Source organism: Pseudomonas sp. S2_A02 (assembly GCF_054668495.1).
In genome coordinates, this window is record NZ_CP162776.1 from 638,852 (window position 1) to 665,842 (window position 26,991).

24 protein-coding genes and 2 pseudogenes are annotated in these 26,991 nt (G+C 58.0%); 15 read left to right on the forward strand and 11 right to left on the reverse strand.

Annotation, left to right across the window (positions count from 1 at the left end):
• Positions 1-2 precede the first annotated feature (2 nt).
• Together AB4O41_RS02690 and AB4O41_RS02695 are read right to left on the reverse strand one after the other, a co-directional pair.
• The gene (locus tag AB4O41_RS02690; RefSeq protein WP_460146081.1) at positions 3-434 is read right to left on the reverse strand and encodes a DUF1294 domain-containing protein; all 432 of its coding nucleotides are present in this window, start codon (positions 432-434) and stop codon (positions 3-5) included.
• Positions 431-1,261, reverse strand: coding sequence for an undecaprenyl-diphosphate phosphatase (locus tag AB4O41_RS02695; RefSeq protein ID WP_460146082.1), 831 nt, complete (start codon positions 1,259-1,261; stop codon positions 431-433). The genes AB4O41_RS02690 and AB4O41_RS02695 overlap by 4 nt, the downstream gene beginning before the upstream one ends.
• Before the next feature lie 293 nt (positions 1,262-1,554).
• Here AB4O41_RS02695 and AB4O41_RS02700 point away from each other — a divergent pair, with 293 nt between their 5' ends.
• The 9 genes from AB4O41_RS02700 (at position 1,555) to AB4O41_RS02740 (ending at position 10,183) form a co-directional block, all read left to right on the forward strand.
• Positions 1,555-3,189, forward strand: coding sequence for a methyl-accepting chemotaxis protein (locus AB4O41_RS02700; protein ID WP_460146083.1), 1,635 nt, complete (start codon positions 1,555-1,557; stop codon positions 3,187-3,189).
• Between the two features lie 213 nt (positions 3,190-3,402).
• Positions 3,403-3,966, forward strand: coding sequence for a nicotinamide riboside transporter PnuC (gene pnuC / locus AB4O41_RS02705; protein ID WP_460146084.1), 564 nt, complete (start codon positions 3,403-3,405; stop codon positions 3,964-3,966).
• Entirely contained in the window at positions 3,963-4,487 is a 525-nt protein-coding gene (locus AB4O41_RS02710; protein ID WP_460148262.1) for an AAA family ATPase, read from the forward strand. The genes pnuC and AB4O41_RS02710 overlap by 4 nt, the downstream gene beginning before the upstream one ends.
• A 490-nt stretch (positions 4,488-4,977) precedes the next feature.
• The gene (locus tag AB4O41_RS02715; RefSeq protein WP_460146085.1) at positions 4,978-5,415 is read left to right on the forward strand and encodes a hypothetical protein; all 438 of its coding nucleotides are present in this window, start codon (positions 4,978-4,980) and stop codon (positions 5,413-5,415) included.
• 1 nt (position 5,416) lies between these two features.
• Positions 5,417-5,989 (forward strand): adhesin, encoded by a 573-nt coding sequence (locus AB4O41_RS02720; RefSeq protein WP_460146086.1) that lies wholly within the window; start codon positions 5,417-5,419, stop codon positions 5,987-5,989.
• A gap of 52 nt (positions 5,990-6,041) precedes the next feature.
• On the forward strand, positions 6,042-7,334 hold the full coding sequence (locus AB4O41_RS02725; protein WP_460146087.1) for a heme utilization protein: 1,293 nt from the start codon (positions 6,042-6,044) through the stop codon (positions 7,332-7,334).
• A 62-nt stretch (positions 7,335-7,396) separates the two neighbouring features.
• Complete coding sequence (locus AB4O41_RS02730) at positions 7,397-8,077, forward strand: C39 family peptidase (protein WP_460146088.1); 681 nt, start codon at positions 7,397-7,399, stop codon at positions 8,075-8,077.
• 32 nt (positions 8,078-8,109) lie between these two features.
• Positions 8,110-8,856 (forward strand): hypothetical protein, encoded by a 747-nt coding sequence (locus AB4O41_RS02735; protein ID WP_460146089.1) that lies wholly within the window; start codon positions 8,110-8,112, stop codon positions 8,854-8,856.
• Positions 8,857-8,902: 46 nt separating this feature from the next.
• Complete coding sequence (locus tag AB4O41_RS02740; protein ID WP_460146090.1) at positions 8,903-10,183, forward strand: coiled-coil domain-containing protein; 1,281 nt, start codon at positions 8,903-8,905, stop codon at positions 10,181-10,183.
• Between the two features lie 1,237 nt (positions 10,184-11,420).
• Here the strand turns inward: AB4O41_RS02740 and AB4O41_RS02745 are convergent.
• A pseudogene (locus tag AB4O41_RS02745) lies at positions 11,421-12,745 on the reverse strand (sigma-54 dependent transcriptional regulator).
• 342 nt (positions 12,746-13,087) lie between these two features.
• Here AB4O41_RS02745 and AB4O41_RS02750 point away from each other — a divergent pair.
• The 3 genes from AB4O41_RS02750 (at position 13,088) to nhaB (ending at position 16,507) form a co-directional block, all read left to right on the forward strand.
• Positions 13,088-13,351, forward strand: coding sequence for a hypothetical protein (locus tag AB4O41_RS02750; RefSeq protein ID WP_460146091.1), 264 nt, complete (start codon positions 13,088-13,090; stop codon positions 13,349-13,351).
• Between the two features lie 285 nt (positions 13,352-13,636).
• Positions 13,637-14,926, forward strand: coding sequence for a hypothetical protein (locus AB4O41_RS02755; RefSeq protein ID WP_460146092.1), 1,290 nt, complete (start codon positions 13,637-13,639; stop codon positions 14,924-14,926).
• Between the two features lie 78 nt (positions 14,927-15,004).
• A complete protein-coding gene (gene nhaB / locus AB4O41_RS02760; RefSeq protein WP_460146093.1) occupies positions 15,005-16,507 on the forward strand; it encodes a sodium/proton antiporter NhaB in 1,503 nt (500 codons plus the stop codon).
• Between the two features lie 115 nt (positions 16,508-16,622).
• Here the strand turns inward: nhaB and AB4O41_RS02765 are convergent, their stop codons facing one another.
• From AB4O41_RS02765 to gnd, 3 genes are read right to left on the reverse strand one after another with little or no spacing between them, the layout of a single operon-like run.
• On the reverse strand, positions 16,623-17,444 hold the full coding sequence (locus AB4O41_RS02765) for an HAD family hydrolase (protein WP_460146094.1): 822 nt from the start codon (positions 17,442-17,444) through the stop codon (positions 16,623-16,625).
• Entirely contained in the window at positions 17,437-18,963 is a 1,527-nt protein-coding gene (zwf, locus tag AB4O41_RS02770; RefSeq protein ID WP_460146095.1) for a glucose-6-phosphate dehydrogenase, read from the reverse strand. Before zwf ends, AB4O41_RS02765 begins: the two co-directional genes overlap by 8 nt.
• Positions 18,960-19,940 (reverse strand): phosphogluconate dehydrogenase (NAD(+)-dependent, decarboxylating), encoded by a 981-nt coding sequence (gene gnd, locus AB4O41_RS02775; protein ID WP_460146096.1) that lies wholly within the window; start codon positions 19,938-19,940, stop codon positions 18,960-18,962. Before gnd ends, zwf begins: the two co-directional genes overlap by 4 nt.
• A 270-nt stretch (positions 19,941-20,210) precedes the next feature.
• Between gnd and AB4O41_RS02780 the strand changes: the two genes are divergently transcribed.
• A complete protein-coding gene (locus AB4O41_RS02780) occupies positions 20,211-20,393 on the forward strand; it encodes a DUF6026 family protein (protein WP_123359599.1) in 183 nt (60 codons plus the stop codon).
• A 198-nt stretch (positions 20,394-20,591) separates the two neighbouring features.
• Complete coding sequence (locus tag AB4O41_RS02785) at positions 20,592-22,337, forward strand: phosphoethanolamine transferase CptA (protein WP_460146097.1); 1,746 nt, start codon at positions 20,592-20,594, stop codon at positions 22,335-22,337.
• Positions 22,338-22,529: 192 nt separating this feature from the next.
• On the opposite strand, the gene AB4O41_RS02790 is transcribed toward AB4O41_RS02785, so the two are convergent.
• The 5 genes from AB4O41_RS02790 to AB4O41_RS02810 form a co-directional block, all read right to left on the reverse strand.
• Positions 22,530-23,021, reverse strand: coding sequence for a GNAT family N-acetyltransferase (locus AB4O41_RS02790; RefSeq protein WP_460146098.1), 492 nt, complete (start codon positions 23,019-23,021; stop codon positions 22,530-22,532).
• A 116-nt stretch (positions 23,022-23,137) separates the two neighbouring features.
• Positions 23,138-23,719, reverse strand: coding sequence for a DinB family protein (locus tag AB4O41_RS02795; protein WP_460146099.1), 582 nt, complete (start codon positions 23,717-23,719; stop codon positions 23,138-23,140).
• 18 nt (positions 23,720-23,737) lie between these two features.
• Positions 23,738-24,856: a cell division protein ZapE gene (gene zapE, locus AB4O41_RS02800; protein ID WP_460146100.1), complete on the reverse strand. Its 1,119-nt coding sequence runs from the start codon at positions 24,854-24,856 to the stop codon at positions 23,738-23,740.
• Positions 24,857-25,036: 180 nt separating this feature from the next.
• Positions 25,037-25,378: a nuclear transport factor 2 family protein gene (locus AB4O41_RS02805; RefSeq protein ID WP_460146101.1), complete on the reverse strand. Its 342-nt coding sequence runs from the start codon at positions 25,376-25,378 to the stop codon at positions 25,037-25,039.
• 52 nt (positions 25,379-25,430) lie between these two features.
• Complete coding sequence (locus tag AB4O41_RS02810; protein WP_007897371.1) at positions 25,431-26,147, reverse strand: helix-turn-helix transcriptional regulator; 717 nt, start codon at positions 26,145-26,147, stop codon at positions 25,431-25,433.
• A gap of 412 nt (positions 26,148-26,559) precedes the next feature.
• Between AB4O41_RS02810 and AB4O41_RS02815 the strand changes: the two are divergent.
• Positions 26,560-26,991 (forward strand): annotated as a pseudogene (locus tag AB4O41_RS02815) (LysR substrate-binding domain-containing protein); the annotation flags it as partial.

A 26,991-nucleotide genomic window follows, 5' to 3' on the forward strand; every position in this document is an offset into this window, starting at 1 on the left:
CTTTAAAGCAATGCAAACAGGTTAGCGCCCAGAAACAGCTGATCGATCCAGAACACCTGATGCATCAGCACGATGAGCCAGAACACCAACTGAAACGAGACTTTGCGGGTCTTGTGCCGAAACGCTTGCTGGGCCAGCAAGGCACCTGGCCAACCACCCGCCAGCTCCACCGCGTGCAACACGTTCTCCGGCGTGCGCCAACTGTCAGCGCGGGCCTTGTGCTTGTCGCTCCAGTACAGGAAAAACGCCAGCACGCTGACGATGCCGTAGGCCGCCAGGGGAATCACCGACACCCCGTGCAGCCACAGCGACATCGAGCCAAACAACGGCGCTGCGCACAGCACAGCGAACACCAGCAGTTTCAGCCGCAGGTTCTGAATGGCGCCCCCAGACTTGCGTCCGGGGTTGTTGTTGCGCGCGCTGGAATCGTTCATGGCTTGACTGCTGTCCAGTCGACCCAGCCGAATTGCCAAGTGGCCAGGATTACCAGACCGAACGCAATGCGATACCAGGCGAACGCCGCGTAACTGTGGCTGGCGATGAATTTGAGCAAGCCCCGAACGGCGATCATCGCAAAGATAAACGCAGTGACGAAGCCAATGGCGAACACCGGAAAATCAGCCGGCACAAACAGGTTGCGGTATTTGTAGCCCGAGTACACCGCCGCGCCGACCATGGTTGGCATGGCGAGGAAGAACGAGAACTCGGTGGCCGTCTTGCGCGACAACCCGAACAGCAAACCGCCAATGATCGTCGAGCCAGAACGCGAGGTCCCGGGGATCATCGCCAGGCACTGGGCGAAGCCGACTTTCAGGGCATCTTTCCAGGTGATGTCGTCGACACGTTCAGCATGCACTTCATGTTGACGGCGTTCAGCCCACAACATGACGATCCCGCCCACGACCAATGCGGTGGCCACGGTAATCGGGTTGAACAGATACTCGTGAATCAAGTCGGCGAAAATTACCCCCAATACCACGGCCGGCAGGAAGGCAATCAACAGGTTCGCGGTAAAGCGTCGAGCGCTGGGCTGTGTCGGCAAACCGATGACCACGTCGAAGATCTTGCGGCGAAACTCCCAGACCACCGCCAGGATTGCCCCGAGCTGAATGATGATATTGAAGGCCATGGCCCGCTCGCCTCCAAAGTTGAGCAAGTCCGCCACAATGATCTGGTGCCCGGTACTGGAAATGGGCAAGAACTCCGTCAACCCTTCTACAACGCCTAAAATCAATGCCTGAAAGGCCGTCCAAAGATCCATCAATCCCCCAAGAAGCAATGCCCCCAGGCATGCCCCGTTAATATTTTTAAGCATTCAATTGCGATTAGCGTAGCTGACATCCCGCGCGCATAAAGATCCCCACAAAACCGTAAAAATTCCGTGAAAAACAAACTGGAACTCAGGTTTTTTCGCGCGGGGCCGAAATCCTATCAGACACGCCCTGTTTTCGCTGCCGCGTAATAGGACCTGAGTCGAATAGGCCCCATCTGCAAAGTGTGGTTGGATGCTGGCGATCATTTATTACAAGAACAAAAAACCGGAGTAACAGCGTTATGAACAGCTTGCGCAGTGTATCGATCAGCCGACGCTTGTGGCTCATATTGATCGTGGCCGTAGTGATGCTATCGACGTTGGGCGTGCTGATGCTCAAGCAAATTCACGACGACCTTTATCATGCCAAGGCTCAGAAAACCCAGCATGTGGTGCAGACCGCCAGTGGCATCCTCACTTACTACCACAGCCTGGAAACCGCCGGCACCCTCACCCGCGACGCCGCGCAAAAGCAGGCACTGACCGCCGTGCGCGGTTTGCGCTATGACCAAAATGACTATTTCTGGATCAATGATCTGACGCCCGTCATGGTCATGCACCCGACCAATCCGAAACTCGAAGGCCAGAACCTCTCGACGATCCGCGACCCGGATGGTTTCGCGCTGTTCAACGAGATGGTCGCCATCGCCAAGGCCAAGGGTGCCGGCATGGTCGATTACCGCTGGCCGAAACCAGGCGCCAGCGCGCCGGTGGAAAAAACCTCCTACGTCAAACTGTTCGAGCCTTGGGGTTGGGTGATCGGTTCGGGCGTATACATCGATGACATGCAGGCCGAGTTTTATGCTCAAGTCTGGAAGGCCTCATTCGTGGGCCTGGTGATTGCCCTGATCATGGCGTTGCTGGTGATCATGATTGCCCGCAGCATCGTGCGCCCATTGCAGGAAACCGTGAACGCCATGGCCAACATCGCCAGCGGTGAAAGCGACCTGACCCGCAGCCTCGATACCCACGGCCAGGACGAAGTCACGCAACTGGCTCGGCACTTCAACGCCTTTACCGCCAAACTGCGCCTGGTGATCAGTCAGCTGCAAACCTCCGCCAGCGCGCTGGGTCAGTCTTCCAGCGAACTGGGCAACGATGCCGCGCAAGCCCAGCAACGCAGCCAACAGCAATCCCAACAAATGGAACTGGTGGCGACCGCGATCAACGAAGTGACCTACGGCGTGCAGGATGTGGCCAAAAACGCCGAACACGCGGCCAGCGAAATGCGCAATGCCGAGTCTCAGGCGCAACAGGGGCAGGTCAATATCGACGGCAGCCTGCAGCAGATCGACAAGCTGTCTTCGACCATTGATCAAGCCGTCGAAGTGATTCGTACGCTGGCCAACGAAAGCACGCAAATCGGCAGCGTTCTGGAAGTGATCCGCTCCATCGCCGAGCAAACCAACCTGCTGGCCCTCAACGCCGCCATCGAAGCCGCCCGGGCCGGCGAGCAAGGTCGCGGGTTTGCGGTGGTCGCCGATGAAGTGCGCCTGCTGGCCCAGCGCACCCAAAAGTCGACGGCGGAAATCCAGTCGATGATCGAACGCCTGCAAAGCCATTCCGAAGCGGCGGTCAAGGTGATTGGCGACAGCAGCCGTGCGTCGCAACTGACCATCGAGCAGGCCGGCCTGGCGGGCGCCAGCCTGAATGCCATCGGCCAGGCCTTGCGCAACCTCAACGGGTTGAACGCTTCGATTGCCAGTGCGACCTTGCAGCAGGCCCACGTGGTGGAAGACATCAATCAGAACGTCACCCAGGCAGCCGGGTTGTCCCACAGCACGGCACTGGCGGCCGAACAATCGAGCGTGGCCAGCGTTCACCTCAAGGAACTGAGCGAGCAGCTGAACGGGTTGCTGAAGCAGTTTCGGGTGTAACTCTTTTCTATACCCAACGCGCCCCCCTGTAGGAGCGAGGCTTGCCCGCGAAGGCGGTGTGTCAGGCGACATCAATATTGACTGTGCCGCCGCCTTCGCAGGCAAGCCTCGCTCCTACAGGGATTGCGCTTCCCCGATTCCCCAGTACAAGCCCATTTCCCACAATCCGGGTACAATTCGCCCCCCGCTTTTTTACGACACCAAGGAACCTCCATGTCCGGGCTTGAACTGTTTGCTGCCGCCCTCGGCGTGATTGCCGTCTGGTTGACGGTCAAACAGAACCCTTGGTGCTGGCCGATCGGCCTGGTCATGGTGCTGCTGTATAGCTGGATTTTTTTTGAGGTGAAGCTGTATTCGGACATGCTGCTGCAAGTGATCTACGCCGCGTTGCAGCTCTATGGCTGGTGGCAGTGGACTCAGGGGACCGCGACTCATGGCAAGCGGCAGGTCAGCCTGCTCGATGGAAAATCCATCACGCTCGGTCTGGTCGTGGGCGCAGCTGGCAGTTTGCTGCTGGGCGCCGCGATGGCCCACTGGACCGATGCCGCCCAGCCTTGGCTCGATGCAGCGTTGACCGGTTTCAGCCTGGTGGCGCAGTTATGGATGGCGCAAAAACGTCTGCAATGCTGGCCGCTGTGGATCGCGCTGGACATCATCTTTGTTGGTCTCTTCATCTATAAAGCGCTGTACCTGACCGCCGGCCTCTATGGGGTATTCGCATTGCTGGCGGTGCACGGCTGGCGGACATGGCGCACCGACCCGGCATTGCGCACATGAAAGTGCTGGTACTCACGGGGCCTGAATCCAGCGGCAAGAGCTGGTTGGCCGCCGAACTGCAACAGCAATTCGGTGGCGAGCTGGTGGGCGAATACGTGCGCTGGTTCATTGAACAGGAGGCACGAGACACGTGCCTGGCCGATATCCCCGACATCGCTCGCGGTCAGTTGCAGTGGGAGGACGACGCCCGCGCCCTCGGGCCGCCGTTGCTGATTCTCGACACTCACTTGCTGAGTAACATGCTCTGGAGCCAGACGCTGTTTGGCGATTGCCCGGCCTGGCTCGAGCAGGCGCTGCTGGCTCGGCACTATGACTTGCACTTACTGCTGTCGCCCGAACAGGTCGTCTGGACTGATGACGGTCAGCGTTGTCAGCCCGAGCTGGATGAACGCCGGGCTTTTTTCAACGCGACTCAGGCATGGCTGGCGCAACATCGGCAGCCGGTTCAAGTGCTTCAGGGCGATTGGGCTGAACGCCGGCTTCAGGCAATACAAACCGTCGCGTTACTGCTCGAGCGCTGACCGTCCCTATTTGGGCCAATACCCAATCACTGTGGGGCTTGCTCGCGAAGACGGCGGCACAATCAATATTGATGTCGCCTGACACACCGCTTTCGCGAGCAAGCCCGCTCCCACATTAGATTGCGCGGAGCTGATGGGCACTGGCCAAATACCCCAACATTTGTTGCAGTATTTTTGCAAAATCCGTCCGCTTCTGAAACACGCGCCCCTCTCAAACAGCCCGTTTCAACGCTGGTCATCGTCTTGTCATGCGATGTGTTAAAGCGCCGATACATCGCCGCACAAAGCTTGGATCCAGAGTGTTTGGGATCCTTTATCACTTTGTCGCCCTAGTGGCTGTCTCAGACCTGAAACAGCTCCCTCCATCGATCCTCTCGCCTTGATCGATAAGTCTCTGAATCAAAACAACAATCAAAATCCGGCACAGCTTTCGCTTTCCCTTTCCCAAGGCTGACTAGGGCCAGCCCACAACAAAGAAGGAATTGCCGCCGTGGGGACATTTGATAAAAGCATCTTTAGCTTTCTGCTGATCGGATGCGCATTGGGCTCAATTATCAGCCTGCCCGTACAGGCAGATAACGGCATCATTATTATCAAACGTGACGTCCAACCGCGCATGGCAACGCGTGCGCCGGTAATGCCCGATCCTAACCCCACGACCGCCAATGCCAATCCGTCCAAACAGGTCCTCAGGCAAACCAACGAACTGAGCGACGGCGACTTTGCCAGCGTCGCCAGTGGTGCAGGCATCTCCGGCCTGGTCACTCAAAACACCAACAACCTGAGCGGCAATATCACCAACCAGACTCAGCTTTCCAACCTCCCCGCTGGACGTTCGGGAAACTCGGGCAATGGTATTGCCAACATGGTCAATTCAAACATCCAGCAAGGCCTGGGTGCTCTGAGAGTCGTAACGGGAGACCGTTAAGATGAATCGTACGCTGCTGATGCTCGCCATGTTTTGCAGTGCATCGACCTTTGCTCAACCTCCCGTCATCAATAATGCCGAAATCGACGGTTCGGGCATGCAGCACCAGGGCAACCTATCGGTCAACCAGGCGGCGGGCGATCAACAGCAACAGGCCAACGCCCGGGCCATCGCCATTGGCAACAACGCCAGTGCTACCACACAGATTCGCCAACGGCTGCGTACGCAGGTCGACCCCAGGATTGATGCTCGATCCAGCATTCAAGGCGACTCCTTCAGCCACGGCAACGGCGTACTGGGTGTCAACCAGAGCGCGGGCGCCAGCAACCAACAAGCCAATGCCCTGCGGATAAGCATCAGTACACAGCCGCAAAGCATCGACGACAGCGTCCTCATGCAGCAGAACGTGACGCTGATCACCAACTCCGATCCAACTGACTCTGCACCAGGTTATCGCCAGGTCGCTACCAGCGATCAGGCTTTCACCGGTAGCCGTGGGGTGATCCAGTTGAATCAGAGCGCCGGGGTGGGAAACCGAACGGCCAATACCCTGAGCGTACGGGTCGCGGATTGACCCAAACAGGTAGGAAACAACACTTAACCTAAAATAAGTACGGAGAATCACCATGAAACCTTCGATGGCACTCAAGCCTCTGGTTTTCGCAATTGCTGCGGTCATGGCTGTTGCTGTACAAGCTGGGCAGAACGATTGGCGTAACAACCACCACAATGACCATCACACCCCTCCTCCAACAAAGATCCCTGTCTACGCGACTGCCAATGCGCTGGATAACCAGAGCAGTACCAACAACCGCATCCGTAACGAAGGGACGATCAACGAAGCTGAAATGAACAGCTCTGCCACAGGCGCCAGCGGCAACGTCGGCGTCAACGTGGCTGCAGGCAGCGGCAACCAACAAGATAACGCCGCTGCCATCGCAAACGCTGCCTCGGACTCCAGTCTCGATAACAGCTTCGTGTTCGGCACCGCCACCGCCACCGCCGACGTCACGCAATACAGCAACAATAACAGGGTCAACAACTTTGGCAGCACAGCCTCTGCCGTCATGAGCGGATCGGGGAATAGCGGCAGCGGCAATATGGGGATCAACATTGCTGGCGGCGACCTTAACCAGCAGAAAAACACCATGGCCATTGCCAACAGCAATGCCCCGCTCGGTAATGCAACAGCCACCGCCTCTGCCGATCAACAAGGTCCTGGCCTGGTCGTGAATAACAACGCCGATCGGACGTATCGCCTGGATACGATGACCTTTACCAGAACGGCCACAGGTAGTTCCTCTCGCGATAAGTCTTCCGATTTGAGCGTTGATCAAAGCGCTTCTTCGAGCTTTGCGGTGAGTGGTTCCAAGAGCGCTGATGCGAGCGGTTACAGGAGCTCTGATGTGAGCGGCTCCAGGAGCTCGGATAGCAGCTCTTATCGCAGTGGAACTTTGAACGTTGATGTGGACGCGTCGGCGAGTGCTACCAGAACTGTTACTTGGAATAATGGCTTTGGCGATCGCACCCGCACCAGGTCTGTCGATGCATCGCTTGACGCATCGCTCGATGCAGATTTCGACGCATCGCGCGAAAGATCGAGCGATTCCTCGTTCCAAAGATCGTTCGATAAATCGTGGGAGAAATCGTCCGCTTCCTCATTCGAAAAATCGGGCAGTAAAGAGTCCGAATCTTCGTACGACAAATCGAAAAGTTACAGTGAGAGCAGCTCTTTCGATTTGAGCAACACCTATTCCTATCAAGTGCTGACGCCAACTGGCTGGGCCAACCCTGTGACCAATACGGCGTCCCTGAACGGTTCGGTGAATGGTGGCAGTGGCAACTTGGGCGTCAACGTGGCTGCGGGTGTGGGCAACCAACAAAGTAACTCGCTGGCCATTTCCAACAACTCGTTCTGATTGCTGTCTCTGGAGGCCCCCTCACGGGGGCCTGTTTTAACACCACCAGAAGGCGTACCTCCATGCGCATTATCGCCTTGGCATTTTTGCTTTGCGTGGCCTGCATAAGCGAGGCTGCACAAATGCCGCTTTCCGTCCTGCCAGGCGGCGCGGTGGTATATAAGCCGATCCAGAGCATGCGCGAGCGTAAATTCGCCGACCTGGTGCAACAGAAAACCGACTTCAGTTGCGGCGCAGCTGCGCTGGCGACCATTTTGCGCCAGGCCTATTGGCTGGACGTGAGTGAAGAACAGATTATCGAAGGCATGCTGGCACACTCCGATCAAGATCTTGTCCGCGTCCAGGGCTTCTCCATGCTCGACATGAAGCGTTACGTGGAAAGTATCGGCATGCGGGCCCGTGGCTATCGGGTAGCGCCAGAAACGTTGAGCGAAATCAGAATTCCGGTGGTGGTACTCATGGATATCCGTGGCTACAAACATTTTGTGGTCATGCAAAGAGTCCATAAGGGCTGGGTGTATATCGGAGATCCGGTACTCGGTCATAAACGCTACAAAGTCGACGACTTCGTAAAAGGCTGGAACGGCATCATCTTTGCCGTCATCGGTCAGGGCTATGACAAAGCCAATGCGTTGCTCGACCCACCCATGCCACTGACCGCCAAGAACCGCATCAACACCTTCACTCCGGTGCGAGACGCAGAGTTGATGGATTTCGGATTCATCCAAAGCGACTTCTTCTAATGACAAGGAGCACGACGCTCCGGGAGCATCCAATGAAGACTCCAACCTGGCTGATCGGGGTTTGCCTGGCCGCCAGCCTGCCGACCCAGGCACAGACGTTCAAACCCATTGAACTGAAGGATCAGGAATTGGCGACCCTGCGAGGCCGCTATGTCATGCCGGGACGGATCATCAGCTTCGGCATTGTCATGACCAGCACTTGGCAAAATGCCAACGGTGAAGTGATCGGGGCAACTTCCTCGATGCAAATTCAACAATCGACCATCAAGCCACAGTTCTATGTGTCGATGATCGACGAAAAAGGCAATGGCTCAGCACGCTCGCAAGGTACCGGCACCGGTACCGTTACTGGCGGCAATGGCCTCAACAGCACCGAAGGCGTCATTCAAGTCGTGCGTGCTGCCGGCGACCATAACACTGCCTACAACAACGTTGAAATCAACGTCACAAAGGCTAGCCAAGCGCCCGCGACTCAACAGCAGGGCCAGACGTTGGCCCCAGGCTCGACGTTGGCCAGCGCCAATGGCGCGGGCTCGTTGAGTGTTTCCTCGACCGGTACGGGTGTGCAACTCAACATTGTGGCCAGCAGCAACCAGGGCAGTACCGTACAACGCCTGGGCCAAGGTGGGCTGATGCAGAACACGACGTTGCTCGGCGGTGGCAACCAGGTCAGCAACCTCACATCTTTCAATGTCGTGCTGCGTGACAACGTGGCAACAACCGGGTCGCTGAACGGCAACCTGGACCAGCTCAGAGGTCTTCGTACTCTCGGATTTTGATCTACGCTCAGTGTCACCCGATGAAGTCAGAAGGGACGGCTAACACATGCACCGATCGTTGACGCTCAGAGCTATCGTTTGTTTGAGTAGCCTGGCCCCGGTCACACTGCTGTACGCAGCAACGGATCCCCAGGTCGAAGCACTAAAACAAGAACTCATGGAGTTGAAACAGCGTTACGAAGCACAACAGAACGCGCTGATGGTACTCGAGCAACGCGTTCGCCAAGTCGAAGAAACACCTGCGACACCTGCTCCCAAACGCCTGACCAAATCCCCCGCGCAAACACCCGGGAGTGGCCAAACGGTGGCCGCCGGTGCGCCGGGAACCACTGGCAGTTCATACGGCCAATCGCTCAAGGATGATTCGGAGCCTGCGCAAAGCGTTTCCAACCTATATGACGAAGCCAGTGGCTTCTTCGGTGGCGGCAAGTTCAGCGTCGAAACCGGCCTGACCTACACGCACTACGATACCCGTGCATTAGTACTCAACGGCTTCCTGGCACTGGATGCGATTTTCCTCGGTAACATCAACCTCGACCGTATCAAGGCGGATAACTGGACCCTGGACCTGACCGCCCGCTACAACGTGGCACAACGTTGGCAGTTCGACATTAACGTCCCGGTGGTTTATCGCGAATCAACGTATTCCTCCGGTGGCGCCGGTGGCGCAGGCCCGGTGACGTCGGACGCAACCGTTACCCGCGACCCGACCATCGGCGATGTGAACTTTGGCGTTGCTTACAAGTTTCTGGATGAGGCGGCCAATCTGCCCGACGCGGTCTTTACACTGCGCGTCAAGGCGCCAACCGGTAAAGACCCTTATGGCATCAAGCTGGTCAATGACCCGAACAACGATAACCTCTCGGTACCCGAGGACTTGCCTACCGGCAATGGTGTCTGGTCAATCACCCCGGGTATCTCGCTGGTCAAGAGCTTCGACCCGGCCGTGCTGTTCGGCAGCCTGGCCTACACCTACAACATGGAAGACTCTTTCAGCGACATCAGCCCTCAGGTCAACTCCAAGGTGCCCGGGGACGTGAAACTGGGCGATTCCTGGCAGATCGGCGCCGGCATTGCATTCGCCTTGAACGAGAAGATGAGTATGTCGTTCTCGTTCACCGATCAGTTCGCCCGCAAGAGCAAGATCAAGCCGGACGGTGGCGATTGGCAATCGATTTCCAACAGCGATTACAACTCAGCCAACTTCAACATCGGCATGACCCTGGCAGCAACCGATAACCTGACGATCGTGCCCAACCTGGCCATCGGCCTGACCGACGACTCGCCAGATTTTTCCTTCGGCCTGAAATTCCCGTACTACTTTTAAGCACACATTTGTTGAGTTCAGCGTAAATAGCTGTGGGGCTTGCCCGCGGTAGTGACCTGTCTGACAGATTAATGGTGAATGGGCTGCTGTCATCGCGGCGTGGGTATCCACACATCTCTTGGGCTACAGGGATTAACTGCCGGGGTTTGGGGTTTGGGGTTTGGGGTTAAGAGTACATATCCATTTCTGCGGTAACGGCGGCTGGCGGTTTCGCTTTTACAGCGAGTCCCTTTTCCAAACGCCGAAAAGGAACCAAAAGGCTTTGCCCCTCCATTCGGTGCCTCGCCTAGGCTCGGCATGCCCTCTCTCCGGCATTGCTCCGGGGGCCCGCCGCCATCGGCCATCCATGGCCGGGGGCGGCTACCGCGGCATCCTTGCCGCGGTGCCCCCTGCGCAACGCCTGCGTTCGGCCTCTGGGAAAGGGGCGGCAGGTCAAGATCAAAAGCCAAAGCAACGGCAACGGCAATGGCAATGGTAATGGCAATAGCAATGGCAACGGCAACGGCAAGATCAACAGCTTCGCGAGCAAGCCCGCTCCCACAGTTGGAGTGGGTACATCCGGGGGAAGATTGGTCGGCTGACAGGCCGCCATCGCAGCGATGCGGCGACCCGACAAGCCAGCTCCCACAGGAGCAGCGGGCATATACAAAATCTGTGTACGACACAAATCCTGTGGGAGCGGGCTTGCCCGCGATAGCGGCAGGTCAGTCAATGTGATGTTGAAGGTGCCGCCATCATCGCAGCACACAAAAAATCAGAACACATCCCCAACCAACGCACATCCGCTCTGCTGTTCACCACTCAACAGGCCGAGCGTTAGCTCGCCTGCAGCTTTTGATGTTGACACACCGCGCCCTCAAGAGGCCGAGTGGAGGTTCTGCGCAGTGGGCAACCCGGCATGGATGCCGGGTTAGCCGCGCACGGACAGGGATGGCCGATCGCGGCGGGCCCACGGAGCAGGACCGGAGCGAGGGCATGCCGAGCCTTAGCGAGGCACCGAACGACAGGGGCAAAAAGCGCTTTGGTTACTTTCCGCCGGGCCGCGCAGGCTTTTCGAAAGTGACTCGCTGTAAAAGCGAAACCAATAGCCGCCGTGACCGCAGAAACGGATATGTACATCAAACTCGAAAAGAGGTGTCCCATCGCAGGCGACCCCGCTCCCACAAGGAGTGCCTGGTTAAAATGGAAAAAGCCCGCTGCGATGGAGGTCGCAGCGGGCCTTTTCGTTTCACCCGCCCTAGCGGATCTGGTGCTTGTGAAGCAATCGGTAAAAAGTCGGCCGCGACACGCCCAGGACTCTGGCAGCGACGCTCAGGTTGTCGCTGTGCCGGTTCAACACATCGCACAGCGCCTGACGCTCGGCGCGGGTCTTGTAGTCTTCAAGGGTGCCCATTGGCGTAGCGGTGGCGTGTTGACTGATCAAGCCCAGGTCTCGCGACTCGATCTGCCGTCCTTCGGCCAGAACCAGCCCGCGCCGTACCCGGTTGGCTAACTCGCGAACATTGCCCGGCCAGTCGTGCTTGCCCATGGCGATCAGCGCGTCCTCGCTGAAGCTGCGAGGACGACGGCCGGTTTCATGGCTGTAGAAGTGGGAAAAGTGGTTGGCCAGCATCAAAAGATCGCCGTGGCGCTCGCGCAGCGGCACAGTGACGACTTGCAGCACGTTCAAACGGTAATACAGATCCTCGCGAAAGCGTTTCTTCTCGATAGCCGCTTCAAGGTCAACGTGCGTCGCCGCCAATACCCGCACATCCACCGGAATAGGCTGATGCCCCCCTACACGCTCAATGTGTTTTTCCTGCAGAAAGCGCAGCAGACTGGCTTGCAGCTCCAGGGGTAGATCACCGATTTCATCGAGAAACAGCGTTCCACCGTTGGCCGCCTCGATCCGCCCGACCTTGCGCTGATGAGCGCCGGTGAAGGCCCCTTTTCGTGGCCAAACAGTTCGGACTGGATCAAGTGTTCGGGAATCGCGCCGCAGTTGATCGCCACGAACGGTTTGCTGTGACGCTGGGATTGTCGATGCAGGGTGCGAGCGACCAATTCCTTGCCGGTCCCGCTTTCGCCGCGGATCAGCACCGGAGATTCGGTGGGTGCCAGTTTGCTCAGCAGTTTGCGCAGTTCACGAATCGGTTTGCTGTCGCCAAGCAGTTCGTGCTCAGGCTGATCGATATGAACCGTGCCCTGCCCGCGCAGGCGCGCCATGCCGAACGCGCGGCCCAGGGTGACCTGAACCCGTGAGACATCGAACGGCAAAGTATGGAAGTCAAAAAACCATTCGCAGACAAAGTCCCCGACATTTTGCAATCGCAGGACTTCTTGATTCAGCACCGCAATCCATTCGGTACCGCTATGGGTGATCAATTCCTTGACGGCTTCCGGACGCTCTAGATGAAAGGGCTGCAAACGCAACAGCCCGACGTCGCAGGTTCGTTCGGTAGCGTTTTCCAGGGTACAACTGTCAACATCCCACCCCACGGCGCGTAAACCCGGCAATAAACGGTGGCAGTCGTCGCAAGGATCCACTACTAACAGACGTCGCAAGGCAGGCGCTTCGATCATGACTGTTCCTTGACGCCAAATTTAGGAAATATTAGTAAAAACAGTCATTTGGCGGGCTTCGATGTAACACTAGCAAGAATTTGACGCGAGCTTGTATCGATTGCTTATAGGGTTGTTTGCTTATTAGTTATAAGAAAACACTTGGTTAGTTGCCTAACGAGTTGAACCTTTCATTTAGCTTTCAGAAACGGCCTGACGCTTGAATCAGTCAAAGAAAGTTGAAATTTCTTTTGATTGTGTGTGACCCAACCCCCACTTGCGGGCATCAGTACAAGTAACCAGCCGAACGGTAAGCCCAACCGACGGCACATCACTTGATTGGGCATACAGAGAGAAGACCCCATGAACGCCCCGCTCCGTATCAACGAAGCACTTTTGATTGCCGACCGCGCATTCCAACCCTTTCAGTGCGTGGCCTGGGCTCTACAAGACGGTGGTGAACTAAGCCTGGCCATCATCGATCGCACTAACACGCGCATCAGCCGCAAACAAATTCCCAGCAGCGCCTATTCCGATCCGGCGCAACTTGAACATTTGCTGGAAGAAGCCCGTGCCGAGTTGAGCCAGGAAGGTTACACACTGCAATCGTGGTCCATGCCGCACTAAGTATTTTCGCGGATTGCCTCCCGGCAATCCGCGTCCCCTCTTCCTCTTAGTCGACGATTTTCTACAGTCATCTGCGCAACACCACTCGCCTGTTTCAACTTCTAATCCGCCAGATTACTTGGCAGGCTTTTCAGTGGTTCGAAAAGACATTGTTCTGGCACAAAACGCCCCTCCTCCGGCTCATGAAAACAGTTGTGCGCCGGGACATTCAGGGATTGAATGATTTGCTCAGGCAGTCGCCATCCGGGCACCCGGATTAAGGACGACTGGCAAGGAGATGGATGCATGTCACCCCAGACTGCTTTTGCCTTACCTGCAACCGTGAATGGCGCCGAACGGCTCGATACGAGTTTCGCTGGCACCGGCAAGACTCAAGTGTATTTCGCCGGCAGTCTATCCAGCATGACCAATGGCATTGCAATTGACCACCTCGGCCGGTTGTTGGTGGCGGCAAAGGTCGGTACGCCAGGCGGCCAGCGCTTTGGCCTGGCCCGCCTGCTTGCAGACGGCTCGGCGGATCTGGCATTCGGCAAACAAGGCAGCATCGTCGGGCAGTTCACACACGGCTTCGAGGCCATGGCGGGCAAGGTGCGGCTGTTCGCTAACGGGCACATTCTGGTGGCCGGCCTGCATTACGAAAATGCTCACCGTACGCTGCCCGCCTTGGCGATGTTTGATCAGCAAGGCGTCCCGGTCCAAGGGTTTGGCGATAATGGATTTTGCGTGGTGCGCCTGCCGGGTAATCTTTCCCGGGGCGCGCGTGATGCCTGGTTACCGCCCGGTGTTCCGGGGGCCGAAGCCTGTGATGTCTGTGTGCAGGATGACGGTCGAATCCTGCTGCTGGCCAATCATCACTTCGAACAGGCTGATCACGTCGGCATGCTGATACGACTCAACGCGGACGGCTCGCTGGACAGCGACTTCAACGGTCGCGGTTTCGTCATGGTCCGGCACCTGTTGATGAACACCTGGCTTTGCAGCCTGACGGTGCAACGCGATGGTCGGATCCTGGTGAGCGGCTCAATCAATTTTCCCGAGGAAGGGCTGCTGGCGCGTTATCACTCGGATGGCCGACTGGACGAGCGCTTCGCCGTGGATGGTTTCATGACCTTCAAGGCACGGGAGCTCAGCGCTCAAGCCTGCCAGATCGTCCAAAATGAAAATGGTGACTTGCATTGTTTTGGTAGCAGTCGCGACCCTATGCATTGCCTGTCTTTGAAAGTTCACAGTAATGGCCGACCCGATATTCATTGCAACGATGGCCAGCCAAAGCTATTGGGAGTCGGCCGCAGTGGCTGCCGCTGGATCGCTGCGGGGGTTCAGTCGGACGGGCGTGTACTGACAGTCGGAGCGACGGTCGGCGGGATGGAAGCCGATTTTATTCTCGCCCGGTATTTACCCAGTGGGCAGCTGGATCGCAGTTTTGCCGGGGGCATCGGCTGGTGTCGCAAACGTCTGGGGCGCGGTTCGCATACCGCTACCTCATTGGCCCTGCAGACCGATGGCTGCATTGTCATAGGCGGTTATTCACGGGACGGAAACTGTCGCGCGGTTATCATGCGTTATCAGTATTAGGCTGCCATCGTTTTCATGCACTTGATCTTCTGTGGCTCTTACGGCAAGTTGCGCGCTTCTTAATACAAGGAGTAGCCGATGTCCGGTTCAATGGCCCAGGCCTTCGCGCATAATTTTCTCGGGCACTCACCTCGCTGGTACAAGGCGAGCATCGTCGGCTTCCTGATTCTCAATGCCCTGGTGTTGTGGACGGTCGGTCCGGTGGCGGCCGGCTGGCTGTTGGTGCTGGAGTTCATCTTCACCCTGGCCATGGCGCTCAAGTGTTACCCGCTGATGCCCGGCGGCTTGCTGCTGATCGAAGCACTGCTGCTGAAAATGACCACGCCCCAGGCGCTTTATGACGAGCTGGTGCACAACTTCCCGGTGATCCTGCTGCTGATGTTCATGGTGGCGGGCATCTATTTCATGAAAGACCTGCTGCTGTTTCTCTTCTCGCGCCTGCTGTTAGGGGTTCGCTCCAAGGCGCTATTGGCCTTGATGTTCTGTTTCCTGTCGGCGTTTCTGTCGGCGTTTCTCGATGCGCTGACCGTGACGGCAGTCATCATCAGTGCCTCCGTGGGGTTTTATTCGGTGTATCACCGTGTCGCCTCAGGCCACAATCCGCGCGAGGATGCCGAGTTCAGCGACGACCGGCATTTACCCAGCCTTCATCATGGCGACCTCGAACAGTTCCGCGCCTTCCTGCGCAGCCTGCTGATGCACGGTGCTGTCGGCACCGCGCTGGGTGGTGTGTGCACGCTGGTTGGCGAGCCGCAGAACCTGCTGATCGGCCATGAGATGGGGTGGCACTTCGCTGAGTTCTTTCTGAAAATCGCCCCGGTGTCGTTGCCGGTACTGGCAGCCGGTCTGGTGACCTGTGTGCTGCTCGAGAAACTGCGCTGGTTCGGCTACGGCACACTGCTGCCGGACAACGTGCGTGCGGTGCTGGCCAACTACGCCGCCGAAGACAACGCCCAACGCACTTCCCGTCAACGTGCTGCGTTGCTGGTACAAGGGATGGCGGCGCTGATTCTGATTGCAGGGCTGGCGTTTCACATCGCCGAAGTGGGCCTGATCGGTTTGATGGTAATCGTGCTGATCACCGCATTCACCGGCATCACCGACGAACACCGCATCGGCAACGCATTCAGGGATGCAATGCCGTTCACGGCGCTGCTGGTGGTATTTTTTGCAGTGGTGGCCGTGATTCACGATCAGCAATTGTTCGTACCGCTGATCCAATGGGTGCTGGCCCTGCCAATAGATCAACAGCCGGGCATGTTGTTTATTGCCAATGGTTTGTTATCGGCCATCAGCGACAACGTATTCGTGGCGACCATTTACATCACCGAAGTGAAACAGGCGTTCCTCTCCGGCCACATGAGCCGCGAGCACTTTGAAACCCTGGCGATTGCGATCAATACCGGTACGAATCTGCCAAGCGTGGCAACACCCAATGGCCAGGCGGCGTTCCTGTTCCTGCTGACCTCGGCGATTGCTCCGCTGATTCGTCTGTCGTACGGGCGGATGGTGTGGATGGCGCTGCCTTACACCGTGGTGATGGGCGTGCTGGGCTGGTATGCGGTGAGCTACTGGCTGTAACACTGAACAAAATGTGGGAGCGGGCCTGCTCGCGATAGCGGTTTTCATTCAACATCAATGTTGAATGACATGGCCTCATCGCGAGCAGGCTCGCTCCCACATTGGTTTTGTGTCGTTATCGAGGGAGGATGAATTGCTCGATTGCCTGGGCCGCGCCGTCTTCGGTATTGGCCCCGGTCACCACGTCGGCCTGACGCTTCACCGCCTCCTCCGCCTGCCCCATGGCGATCGATAACCCGGCCCGGTGAAACATCGCCGGGTCATTGCCGCCGTCACCAAGAGCGGCGGTCTGTTCCAGCGGTACGCCGAGAAACTCGGCCAGTGTCGCCAATGCTTCGCCCTTGTTAGCCAGCATCGCAGTCACGTCCAGATAGATCGGTTGTGAACGCGAAACCTGCGCCTGCCCTTCGACCTTGGGCAGCAACTGCGCTTCCAGTTCGATCAACAGTTCGGCGTTGTTGCTGGCGGCGACGATTTTGTCGATGTGTGCCAGGTAAGGCTCAAAACTCTCGACCACCACCGGCGGATACCCCAAACCGTGCTGCTCTCGCGGGACCATCGGGCCGTATGGATCCTTTAACAGCCAGTCGCCGCCACTGAACACCCAGACTTCAATGTCCGGCTGATCGGCAAACAGCGCCAAAGCCGTCAGCGCCGCCGTTGCCGGCAAATAATGCGCAACCAGCAAACTGCCATCCGGGTTTACGATCGTGCCGCCATTGAAGGCCGCCGTCGGCAGATCGACACCCAGGGCTTCGATCTGCTGCAACATGGCTTTGGGCGGTCGCCCGGTGGCCAGGCTGAACATCACGCCGGCCTCGCGCAAGGCGCGGACCGCTTCGATCGTGCGCTGACTGAGGCTGTGATCAGGGAGCAGCAAAGTGCCGTCCATGTCACTGAGCAGAAAACGGATGGGGTGTTGCGTTAGGTCACTCACCGACGCTATGCCAAACGCGGCCGTCGCGAGTCAGCAGCTCGTCAGCGGTTTGTGGCCCATCTTCGCCGGCCGCATAGTTCTCCACCGTTGCGTCCTGCTCCCAGGCGTCCAGGAATGGCTGCACGGCGCGCCAGCCATTCTCGATGTTGTCGGCACGCTGGAACAACGTCTGATCGCCAGTCAGGCAGTCGTAGATCAGGGTTTCATAGCCGGTCGATGGCTGCATCTCGAAGAAATCCTTGTAGGCAAAGCCCAGTTCGATATTGGCCATGTTTAACGCCGGCCCCGGCCGCTTGGCCAGCAGATCGAACCACATGCCTTCGTTGGGTTGAATTTGGATCCGCAGGTAGGTCGGCTGCAACTCATCGACCTCGGTGTCGCGAAACTGCGCATACGGCGCCGGCTTGAAGCAAATGACAATCTCGGTGTCGCGCGCGCTCATGCGCTTGCCGGTACGCAGGTAGAACGGCACGCCGACCCAACGCCAGTTGTCGATCATGACTTTGAGCGCGACATAGGTTTCGGTCGTGCTGTCGGGCGCCACGTTGGCTTCCTCGCGGTAACCGGGCAGCGGCTCCCCATCGATCTGGCCGGCGGTGTATTGGCCGCGCACCGAGTTGGCTCGCGCTTCCTCGGTCGACCAGGGGCGGATCGCGCCGACGACTTTGGCTTTTTCGCCGCGTACCGCATCGGCGCCAAAAGCGGCCGGTGGTTCCATGGCCACCATCGCCAATAATTGGAACAGGTGATTGGGCACCATGTCCCGCAGGGCGCCGGTGACCTCATAAAAACTGCCACGGGTTTCCACGCCGACGGTTTCGGCGGCGGTGATCTGCACGTGGTCGATGTAATGGTTGTTCCAGAAGGCTTCGAACAGGCTGTTGGAGAACCGGCTGACCAGAATGTTCTGCACGGTTTCCTTGCCCAGATAGTGATCGATCCGGTAGATCTGCTTTTCCGTCATCACTTTGAGCAAGCACGCATTCAAGGCTTCGGCGGTGGGCAGATCGGAGCCGAAAGGTTTTTCGATCACCACCCTTCTGAACGCTTCGGGGGTTTCTTGCAGCAATCGGGCAGCACCGAGACGCCGCACCACTTCGCTGAAAAAGCGCGGCGCGGTGGCCAGGTAGAAAATCGCATTGCCAGTTCCGCTGGCGGCTATTTTCGCCGCCAGCGCTTCATAGGTGCGTTCGTCAAGGAAGTCGCCCTGGACGTAGCTGATGTGCTTGGCCAGTTTGGCCCACAAGGCCGGATCAAGGGCTTGATCGCCCTTGCCGACCTTGGCCGCTACTTCCGCCCGAATGAAATCCTCGAGTTTTTTGGCAAAGGCTTCGTCACTGATGGCGTTGTGATCAACGCCGATGATCCGCAGTCCATTCCCCAGCAAACCGTCGCGACTCAAGTTGTACAGCGCCGGCATCAGCAGGCGCTTGACCAGATCACCATGGGCACCGAACAGAAACAGCGTGGTAGGCGGCGCGGGTTCTGCCTTGGATTTCCTGCGGATCACATGGGTCATTTTTTCGGGGTCTCCACATGGCCGCCGAAGCCGAAGCGCTGGGCAGAGAGAATCTTGTCGCCAAAGGTGCCTTGCCCGCGCGAACGGTAGCGCGAGAACAGCGAGTTCGACAGCACCGGTACCGGCACCGATTGTTCCATGGCCGCCTCGATGGTCCAGCGACCTTCACCGCTGTCAGCCACCGAGCCTGAGTAACCGTCGAGTTTCGGGTCGCTGGCCAGGGCATCGGCGGTCAGGTCGAGCAGCCAGGACGACACAACGCTGCCACGACGCCAGACTTCGGCAATGTCGGCAACGTTCAGGTCAAAGCGCTGATCTTCCGGCAGGTTGGTGCTGGCCTTGGTCTTGAGGATGTCGAAGCCTTCGGCGAAGGCCTGCATCATTCCGTATTCGATGCCGTTGTGGATCATCTTGACGAAATGCCCGGCCCCGGCGGGTCCTGCGTGGATGTAACCGCGCTCGGCGCGATCGTCCTCGGACTTGCGATCCTTGGTGCGCGGGATGTCGCCCAGGCCCGGGGCCAGGCTTTCGAACAGCGGGTCAAGACGCTTAACGGTCTCGGTATCGCCGCCGATCATCATGCAATAACCACGCTCCAGGCCCCAGACGCCGCCGGAGGTGCCGACGTCGATGTAGTGCAGGCCTTTTTCCGACAGGGTTTTGGCCCGGCGGATGTCGTCCTTATAGAAGGTGTTGCCGCCGTCGATAATGGTATCGCCCGCGTCGAGCAAGGTGCTCAGGGTGTCGATGGTGTCTTCGGTCGGTGCGCCGGCGGGCAGCATGACCCATACCGCGCGAGGTTTGGCCAGGCCAGCGACCAGGGCTGGCAAGTCGGCAACACCGGTGGCGCCTGCTTCAGCCAGGGTGTCGACAAAGGCGGTATTGCGGTCGTAAACAACGGTGGTATGTCCGTTGAGCATCAGGCGCCGCGCAATATTGCCGCCCATGCGGCCCAGTCCAATAATCCCGAGTTGCATGTACTGATGCTCCCTACTACAAATAAAGTGTGTCAAAGGTTATAGCCCAACGCGACTAATGAGGGTTAGTCCAGAGCGGCGCAATGAAGTTTCCGGGCATTGTGCCCGATCCAGACTGATAACGTCGGGAATCGTACCGAAGACACAACGACCATGAAAAATAAAAGTTCCCTTCAAGGGCAAAAGAAATCAAAATTGGCGCCGATAGTAAGAGAGCACCTGATCCAGGGAGCGAACTTACAGTTGAGTCAGCCATTTGCGAGGTGAGCAATGGGCACCGTACACACAGCACTGCCAGCACAAACCCTTTACGTCACGATCCGTCGCGATGAACTGCGCCAATTGAAAGACGAGCGTGACCAGTTGAAGCGGGAAGTCGCGCAATTGCGCCTGCTGACCCAAGGCAATGAGGTTCAGCCCTGGCCTGTCACCCAACGTGCTCCCCACGCCTGACCCCCTCGTTTGACTCGGAAGCAGCCACCGCTGTTTCCGACTCGCTGTAACCCTGCCAGCTCCAGCAACTCACAAAATTTTCACACCTTCTTGTCGATACTCCGGCTCATTGTGGCCGTTCGGTATCCGCGTGGCGTCCGTTCGTCTGCGACAGGGAGAGTGCCGACGGCCGAAGAAATTATCAGGCTGGAGTGCTGAATGGCTTTGTTTAAACGCAGCAAAACGTCTGCGAAAGGTTTTGATTGGACAGGATTTCTCTGGTTATTTCTGTTCTTCTGGTATTTTTCGGGTATTACCCAACTTCTGATTCAACTGACGGGCACCTCCGGTTTTACCGGGCTCCGCCAGGCCTTTGTGATGAGTGCCATCTGGCTCGCGCCGATGCTGTTGTTCCCTAGGCAAACACGCGTGATGGCCGCGCTGATCGGCGTGGTGCTGTGGGCCTGTTCGATGGCCAGCCTCGGTTATTTCTTCATCTATCAGCAGGAATTTTCTCAGAGCGTCATCTTCATCATGTTCGAATCGAACGTGTCTGAAGCCGGCGAGTACATGACCCAATATTTTGCCTGGTGGATGGTGCTGGCGTTCCTCGCCCACACCGCGTTCGCGTATTTCCTCTGGACCCGCCTGCGTCCGGTGTACCTGCCTCGTGGCCAAGCGCTGATCGCAGCGATGGCGATTCTGCTGGCAGTGGTCGGTTACCCGCTGATCAAGCAGACCGCGCACACCGGCAGCCTGGCGGGCGGCTTCGAGAAATTCGAGACTCGCATCGAGCCTGCGGTGCCGTGGCAGATGGCGGTGGCCTATCACCGTTACCTCAATACCCTGGCAGACATGCAAGCCATGCTCGACAGCGCCAGCAAGATTGCACCGCTCAAGAACCTCACCGATGCGATGGCCAATCAGCCCGCGACTCTGGTGCTGGTGATCGGCGAGTCCACCAACCGTCAGCGCATGAGCCTGTACGGTTACCCACGGGAAACCACGCCGGAGCTGGACAAACTCAAGAACCAACTGGCGGTTTTCGATAACGTTATTACCCCACGCCCCTACACCATTGAGGCGTTGCAGCAGGTACTGACATTCGCCGACGAAGAAAACCCGGACCTTTACCTGTCGACGCCGTCGCTGGTCAGCATGATGAAACAGGCGGGTTACAAGACCTTCTGGATCACCAACCAGCAGACCATGACCAAGCGCAACACCATGCTCACAACGTTCTCCCAGCAGGCCGACGAGCAGGTGTACCTGAACAACAACCGCAACCAGAACGCGGCCCAGTACGATGGCGACGTGATCGAACCATTCAACAAGGCGCTGGCCGATGCGGCGCCGCGCAAGCTGATCGTTGTGCATCTGCTCGGCACGCACATGAGCTATCAGTACCGTTACCCGTCGACGTTCAACAAGTTCACCGACCGCAAAGGTGTTCCGGACGGCGTGCGTGACGATCAGGTGCCGACGTACAACAGCTATGACAACGCAGTGCTGTACAACGACTTCGTGGTGTCGAGCCTGATCAAGGACTACGCCAAGACTGATCCCAACGGCTTCCTGCTGTACCTCTCCGACCACGGCGAAGATGTTTTCGACTCCGCTGGCCACAAGACCCTGGGCCGCAACGAGAGCAAGCCGACGGCACCGATGTACACCATTCCATTCATGGCTTGGGCTTCGCCGAAATGGCGCGAAACCCATGACTGGAATTTTGCCGGTTATCTCGGACGGCCATACAGCAGTTCTCAGCTGATTCACACCTGGGCGGATCTGGCAGGCCTGAGTTTCGATGAACTGGACCGCAGCAAAAGCCTGACCAGCGACAGCTTCAAGTCACGGCCGTTGATGATCGGCGATCCTTATGAGCGCCAGCAGCGGCCGTTGATCGACTTCAGCCTGATGAAACCCAAGGACACGCCTGTCACTCCGGCAGTTGTTCAGAAGTAATTGCACCCATGTGTAAGCGGGCTTTTGTGGCGAAGGGGCCTGTCGGAACGCCGCATCGCCCCATTCGGCAGCGAAGCAGTCGTAAACCCTTTACATGCGGTTTAACTTTGAAATGCTGGGGGGCGCTTCGCACCCAATGGGGGCAAGCCCCCTCGCCGCAAAAGCGCGCTCCCCAGGTTCCGCACCTTCGAATTAAAGCGTCTTGGTCCAAAACAGCATCCGCCCGTGCGCCGGGTCGAACATGCCTGGCGAAAAGCCGAATTTGCCGTAGGCCCCCTGAGCCACCGCATTGCCTTCCAGTACTTCCAGAGTGATTTTGCAGCAGCCGCGCTGACGTGCGATGTCCTCGACTTTGTGCAGCATCTTCTGACTCAGCCCCAACCCGCGAAACTTCGACACCACTGCCACGTCATGCACGTTTACCAGCGGTCGGCAGGCGAAGGTCGAGAAACCTTCAAAACAATTGATCAGCCCTGCCGGCTCGCCGCCGACAAACGCCAGTATGCTGAAAGCATGGGGACGTTTGGCCAGTTCCCCCGGCAGTTGTTGTAACCTATCGGCGGGTAATGGGTGACCGCCACCCATCGGGTCTTCGGCGTAGTGGTTCAATACAAGACAGATCGCCTCAGCATGCACCGGGTTGGTGTAGCTGGCCTGAAGCACAAGAATTTCTGCGGATTCCATTTCCACCCTCAATCACACAAGTTGCCCCAGTTCGCCTCTTGCGCACTGAAAGGTCCAGCGACCTTATCGCGAGTCCCGGGGTGCCGACAACTGGATCCTGTTGTGATCGTTCTCTCTCAAACGCCCCAGATCAATGCCTCGGTCCATCCCAACTCGGCAAAGTCCTCGGCCCTCAACTCTGACTCACCGGCACAGAAAAACTCGTCCAGTTGCGGTGGCTTGACCGAGGTGCCACTGAGCATCGCGTGAACCTGCCCGCGATGATGAATCTGATGCTCGAACAAATGGGACAGCATGCGCAAACGGCTGTCATGTTGCGGGGTGTCGCGCGCGATGGTCACGATCCGTCCGAGGTCTGTGTCGCGCAATTGCTCGCAATAGGCGATCAATCGACGGTCCACCAGGGCTTGCTCGCGCTTGAGATCGGCGCCGTGGGTGAACGGCTCGTGTTCGTTGAAAAATACGTAGCAGTCGGGATGCAGTTCGTCACCGCGCAACTCCCGCTCCAGGGCATCCACATAGAACCAGTCACAGGTCAGGATATGGTTGAGGGTTGCGCTGAGGCTGGGGAAAAAACTCACTCGCGGCGCCGCCAGCTCGGCCGGGCTTAGCTGAAGCCAGGCCTTGGCCAGTCGGTGATTGGCCCATGCGTTCTGATAGGCCATGGTCAGCAAATGGTGAGACAAGCGCTGATTCATGTTCGCTCCTTCTGGGTATCAAGCCTCGGCGAAACGTTTGAGCTGCATTTCCTGCAGACGACTGAGGGTGCGGCGAAACGGAAATTCCAGATAGCCCTCGGTGTATAGCGCCTCCATCGGCACCTGCGCTTCGAGGAACAGCGGCACCTTGCGGTCGTAGCATTCATCTACCAGGGCGATGAACCGGCGAACGCCGTCGTCGTGAACCGACAACTGCGGCAACTCGCGATCGCCTGCCACCACCCGCTCGACACCGTCTTCAGTGCCGCGAGCGATGCGCCCTTCGCGTTTTTTTGCGCTTAGGTTGGGTACGTCGTTCAACAGAATAGCGCTGTAGGTGTCGCACAGAGCCATGAAGTCCATGGCGGCAAACGGCTGCTCGCAGAGATCGGCGTAACGGCACCAGAGCACGGTTTGACTGGACTGCACAACATCGACCGAACGGTAGCCGACCTTGACCGGATTGCTGGACAGCGACTGGCCTATAGTCAAGGCCTTGAACACTTCGCTCAAGGCGCCGGGTTGACCCGGTACGTTCACCCAATAACGCTGCAGACCGGTGCCAGGGTGCAGACGATGATCTTCCCCGCCATCCACCGCAATTACCTGCATGTGTTGCTTGATTGCGGTAATGGCCGGCACGAACCGGTCACGATTGAAGCCACCCGCGTACAGCTGATCCGGCGGCTGATTGGAGGTGCAGACCACCACCACGCCCTGCTCGAACATCACCTGAAACAAACGCCCGAGAATGATCGCGTCACCGATGTCGTTGACGAACAGTTCATCGAAACACAGCACGCGCACTTCCTGGCTCAACTCGCGGGCCAGCGCTTTCAATGGGTCGGCGGTACCGGTCAATTGAAAGGAGCGTTGATGCACCCACCCCATGAAGTGATGAAAGTGCTGACGCCGGGCCGGGACGCGCAGGTTTTGATAAAACTGATCCATCAACCAGGTCTTGCCCCGTCCAACTGGGCCCCAGAGGTACACGCCAGTAATGGGTGCGCGGCCTTCGTGCAAGGCTTCGTGGCATTTTTGCAGCGCCCACACGGCGTGTTCCTGGGCTTCGTCCTGGACGAAGCCCTTCTGTTCGATGGCGTGTTGCCAGGCGCTTAAGGGAGAGTCGACATTCATGCGCGGCAGTATACGTCTCTGGGGCTGCTGGTGAAGCCTGATGCTAGTAGGTCGAGCCCAACCCCTGTAGGAGCGGGCTTGCCCGCGATGAGGCCGTGTCAGTCGCCATGCATGTTGGATGACACACCGCTTTCGCGGGCAAGCCCGCTCCCACAGGTTCCGTTTTCGGCAGCTGCCGGGTTACAGAGAGATATCCAGCCGGGCAATCTTGCCCTGTTCATTGAGGCGGAACATGTAGCGCAGTTCCAGCGGGCTGCCGGGAAACGTGCCGGAGATCAGGTTATGCACCAGCACTTTGCCGGTGCGCAGCTGAACGTCGAGTACCTCGACCCGGGGCTGATAACGTTGTGCGGTGTCTTGCATCCATTGGGCGATGGCCTGCGTGCCGACCTGATGCTGCCCTTCATCGAACACGTTGGCATCCTCAGCGAAAAAACTGGCAATCCTCGACGTGTCGCGAGTATTGGCGGCAGCAATGTAGGCGGCGATGGCGGGGGCCAGTGAAGAGGCTGGATTGGACATGTTTACGGCTCCTTGTGAGTTGATTCTGAAGCCATGCTAAAACAAGCCTGTGTCAGTTCTTGTCAGGAGTGAAACGCCCTGCTTCGTCCAGTTGCATCTGCTTGCGCCAGGTGCGCAAGAGGTCGCTACGCCGCCCCGGATAACGTTCGCCCTGCTCACTGGCGGCCGAGATCCGGTCGGTGCGAAAGGTGCGATAGGCGCTGCGCAATTCGCACCAGGCAACGATGATCCGCACCTCGTTGAGAAAACCCAGGGCCAGTGGCCAGATCAGCCGCTGACTCGGCACCTGGTTGGCGTCCGCGTAATCAATGTGCAGTTTGGCCTGATCGCGGATGGCTTGGCGAAACACGTTCAAGGGCACGGCATTTTGCGGATAGCCATAACCCGGTGGGCCCGGTAGCACCGTCGGGTTGCGCAAGGCCTCCTGGGCCGCCGGGTCGAGTACCGCAGCGATTTTCGCCAGGGCATCGGCCGCGGCTTTGCCCAAGACCTCATCGCCACGCTGATCCACGTAGCGCAACCCGAGCACGATGGCTTCGGTTTCATCGGCATTGAGCATCAAGGGCGGCAGGAACAGACCGCTGCGCAACACATAGCCGATCCCCGCTTCGCCAAAGATCGGCGCTCCGAGCGCGGTGAGCTCCGCGATGTCGCGGTACAGCGTGCGTTCGGAAATCTCCAGTTCGCTGGCCAATGTCGCGGCAGTCACCGGACGACTTTTGCCCCGAAGCACTTGTAACAAAGTCAGTAAACGGCTGGTTCGCGACACGGTCGGCAGGCTCTTTCCTGAAAAGTTGTCGGAGCTTAGCAGAGGCTGCTGTCAGAAATTGGCAGTAGCGATTGGCCCCGCCTGAAAAGCTTCGCGGCAAGCCTCGCTCCTACAGGTACAGCGATTGCCGCGTGAGCTGGGTACGACACAAAACCTGTAGTATGCGGCCAAGCATAAGATCGATCGGTAGTTTTGATTTGCGGTGCCTATTATTGACGCCTTCGCGGGCAATCCTCGCTTCGCCGGGCATGGCGCTGATCAACTCGATACGAAGTGGTTGCAGGATGCGTCGTCAGTTACATTGGAAAAATACCAAGTTAGTTATCCTGACTTTATTGCGGAGTAATGTTTGATGCTCGGTCAACTTCACGACCTGGACCTGCATCTGCTGCGCCTGTTTGTCAGCGTGGATTTCTCACAGGTGCAGAGCGCGTTCGATTATCGAGAGCTGTTCACGGAAACCCAGCATCTTTATTGCGCCTCGGGGCATCCATTGTTCACCGATGAGTCTCCTGACGATCAAGCGCTTCAGGCCTGCGACCGGGTCGACCATCCCTACCGTTTTTTGCGCAGTGACGAGCCGTTTCAAGGGAAGATGTGTTCCGCACGTTCCGAGCAGGTCGAAGGCACCCTCGCCTTCATCCTTTCCGGCAAGCACGTTGGCTACTTGCCCGATCACTTCGCCCGCGGCTGGGAAGACAAAGGGTTGCTGCGCGCCGTGCACCAGGGCGATATGAGCTTCGAGGTGGCATTTCATCTTGCCCGTCATCGCGCGCAAGTGCCGGGGGACGCGCAGAAGGCGTTTGAAGAAGATTTACTGGCGGCGTTTGCGGCGCCCGTTTGA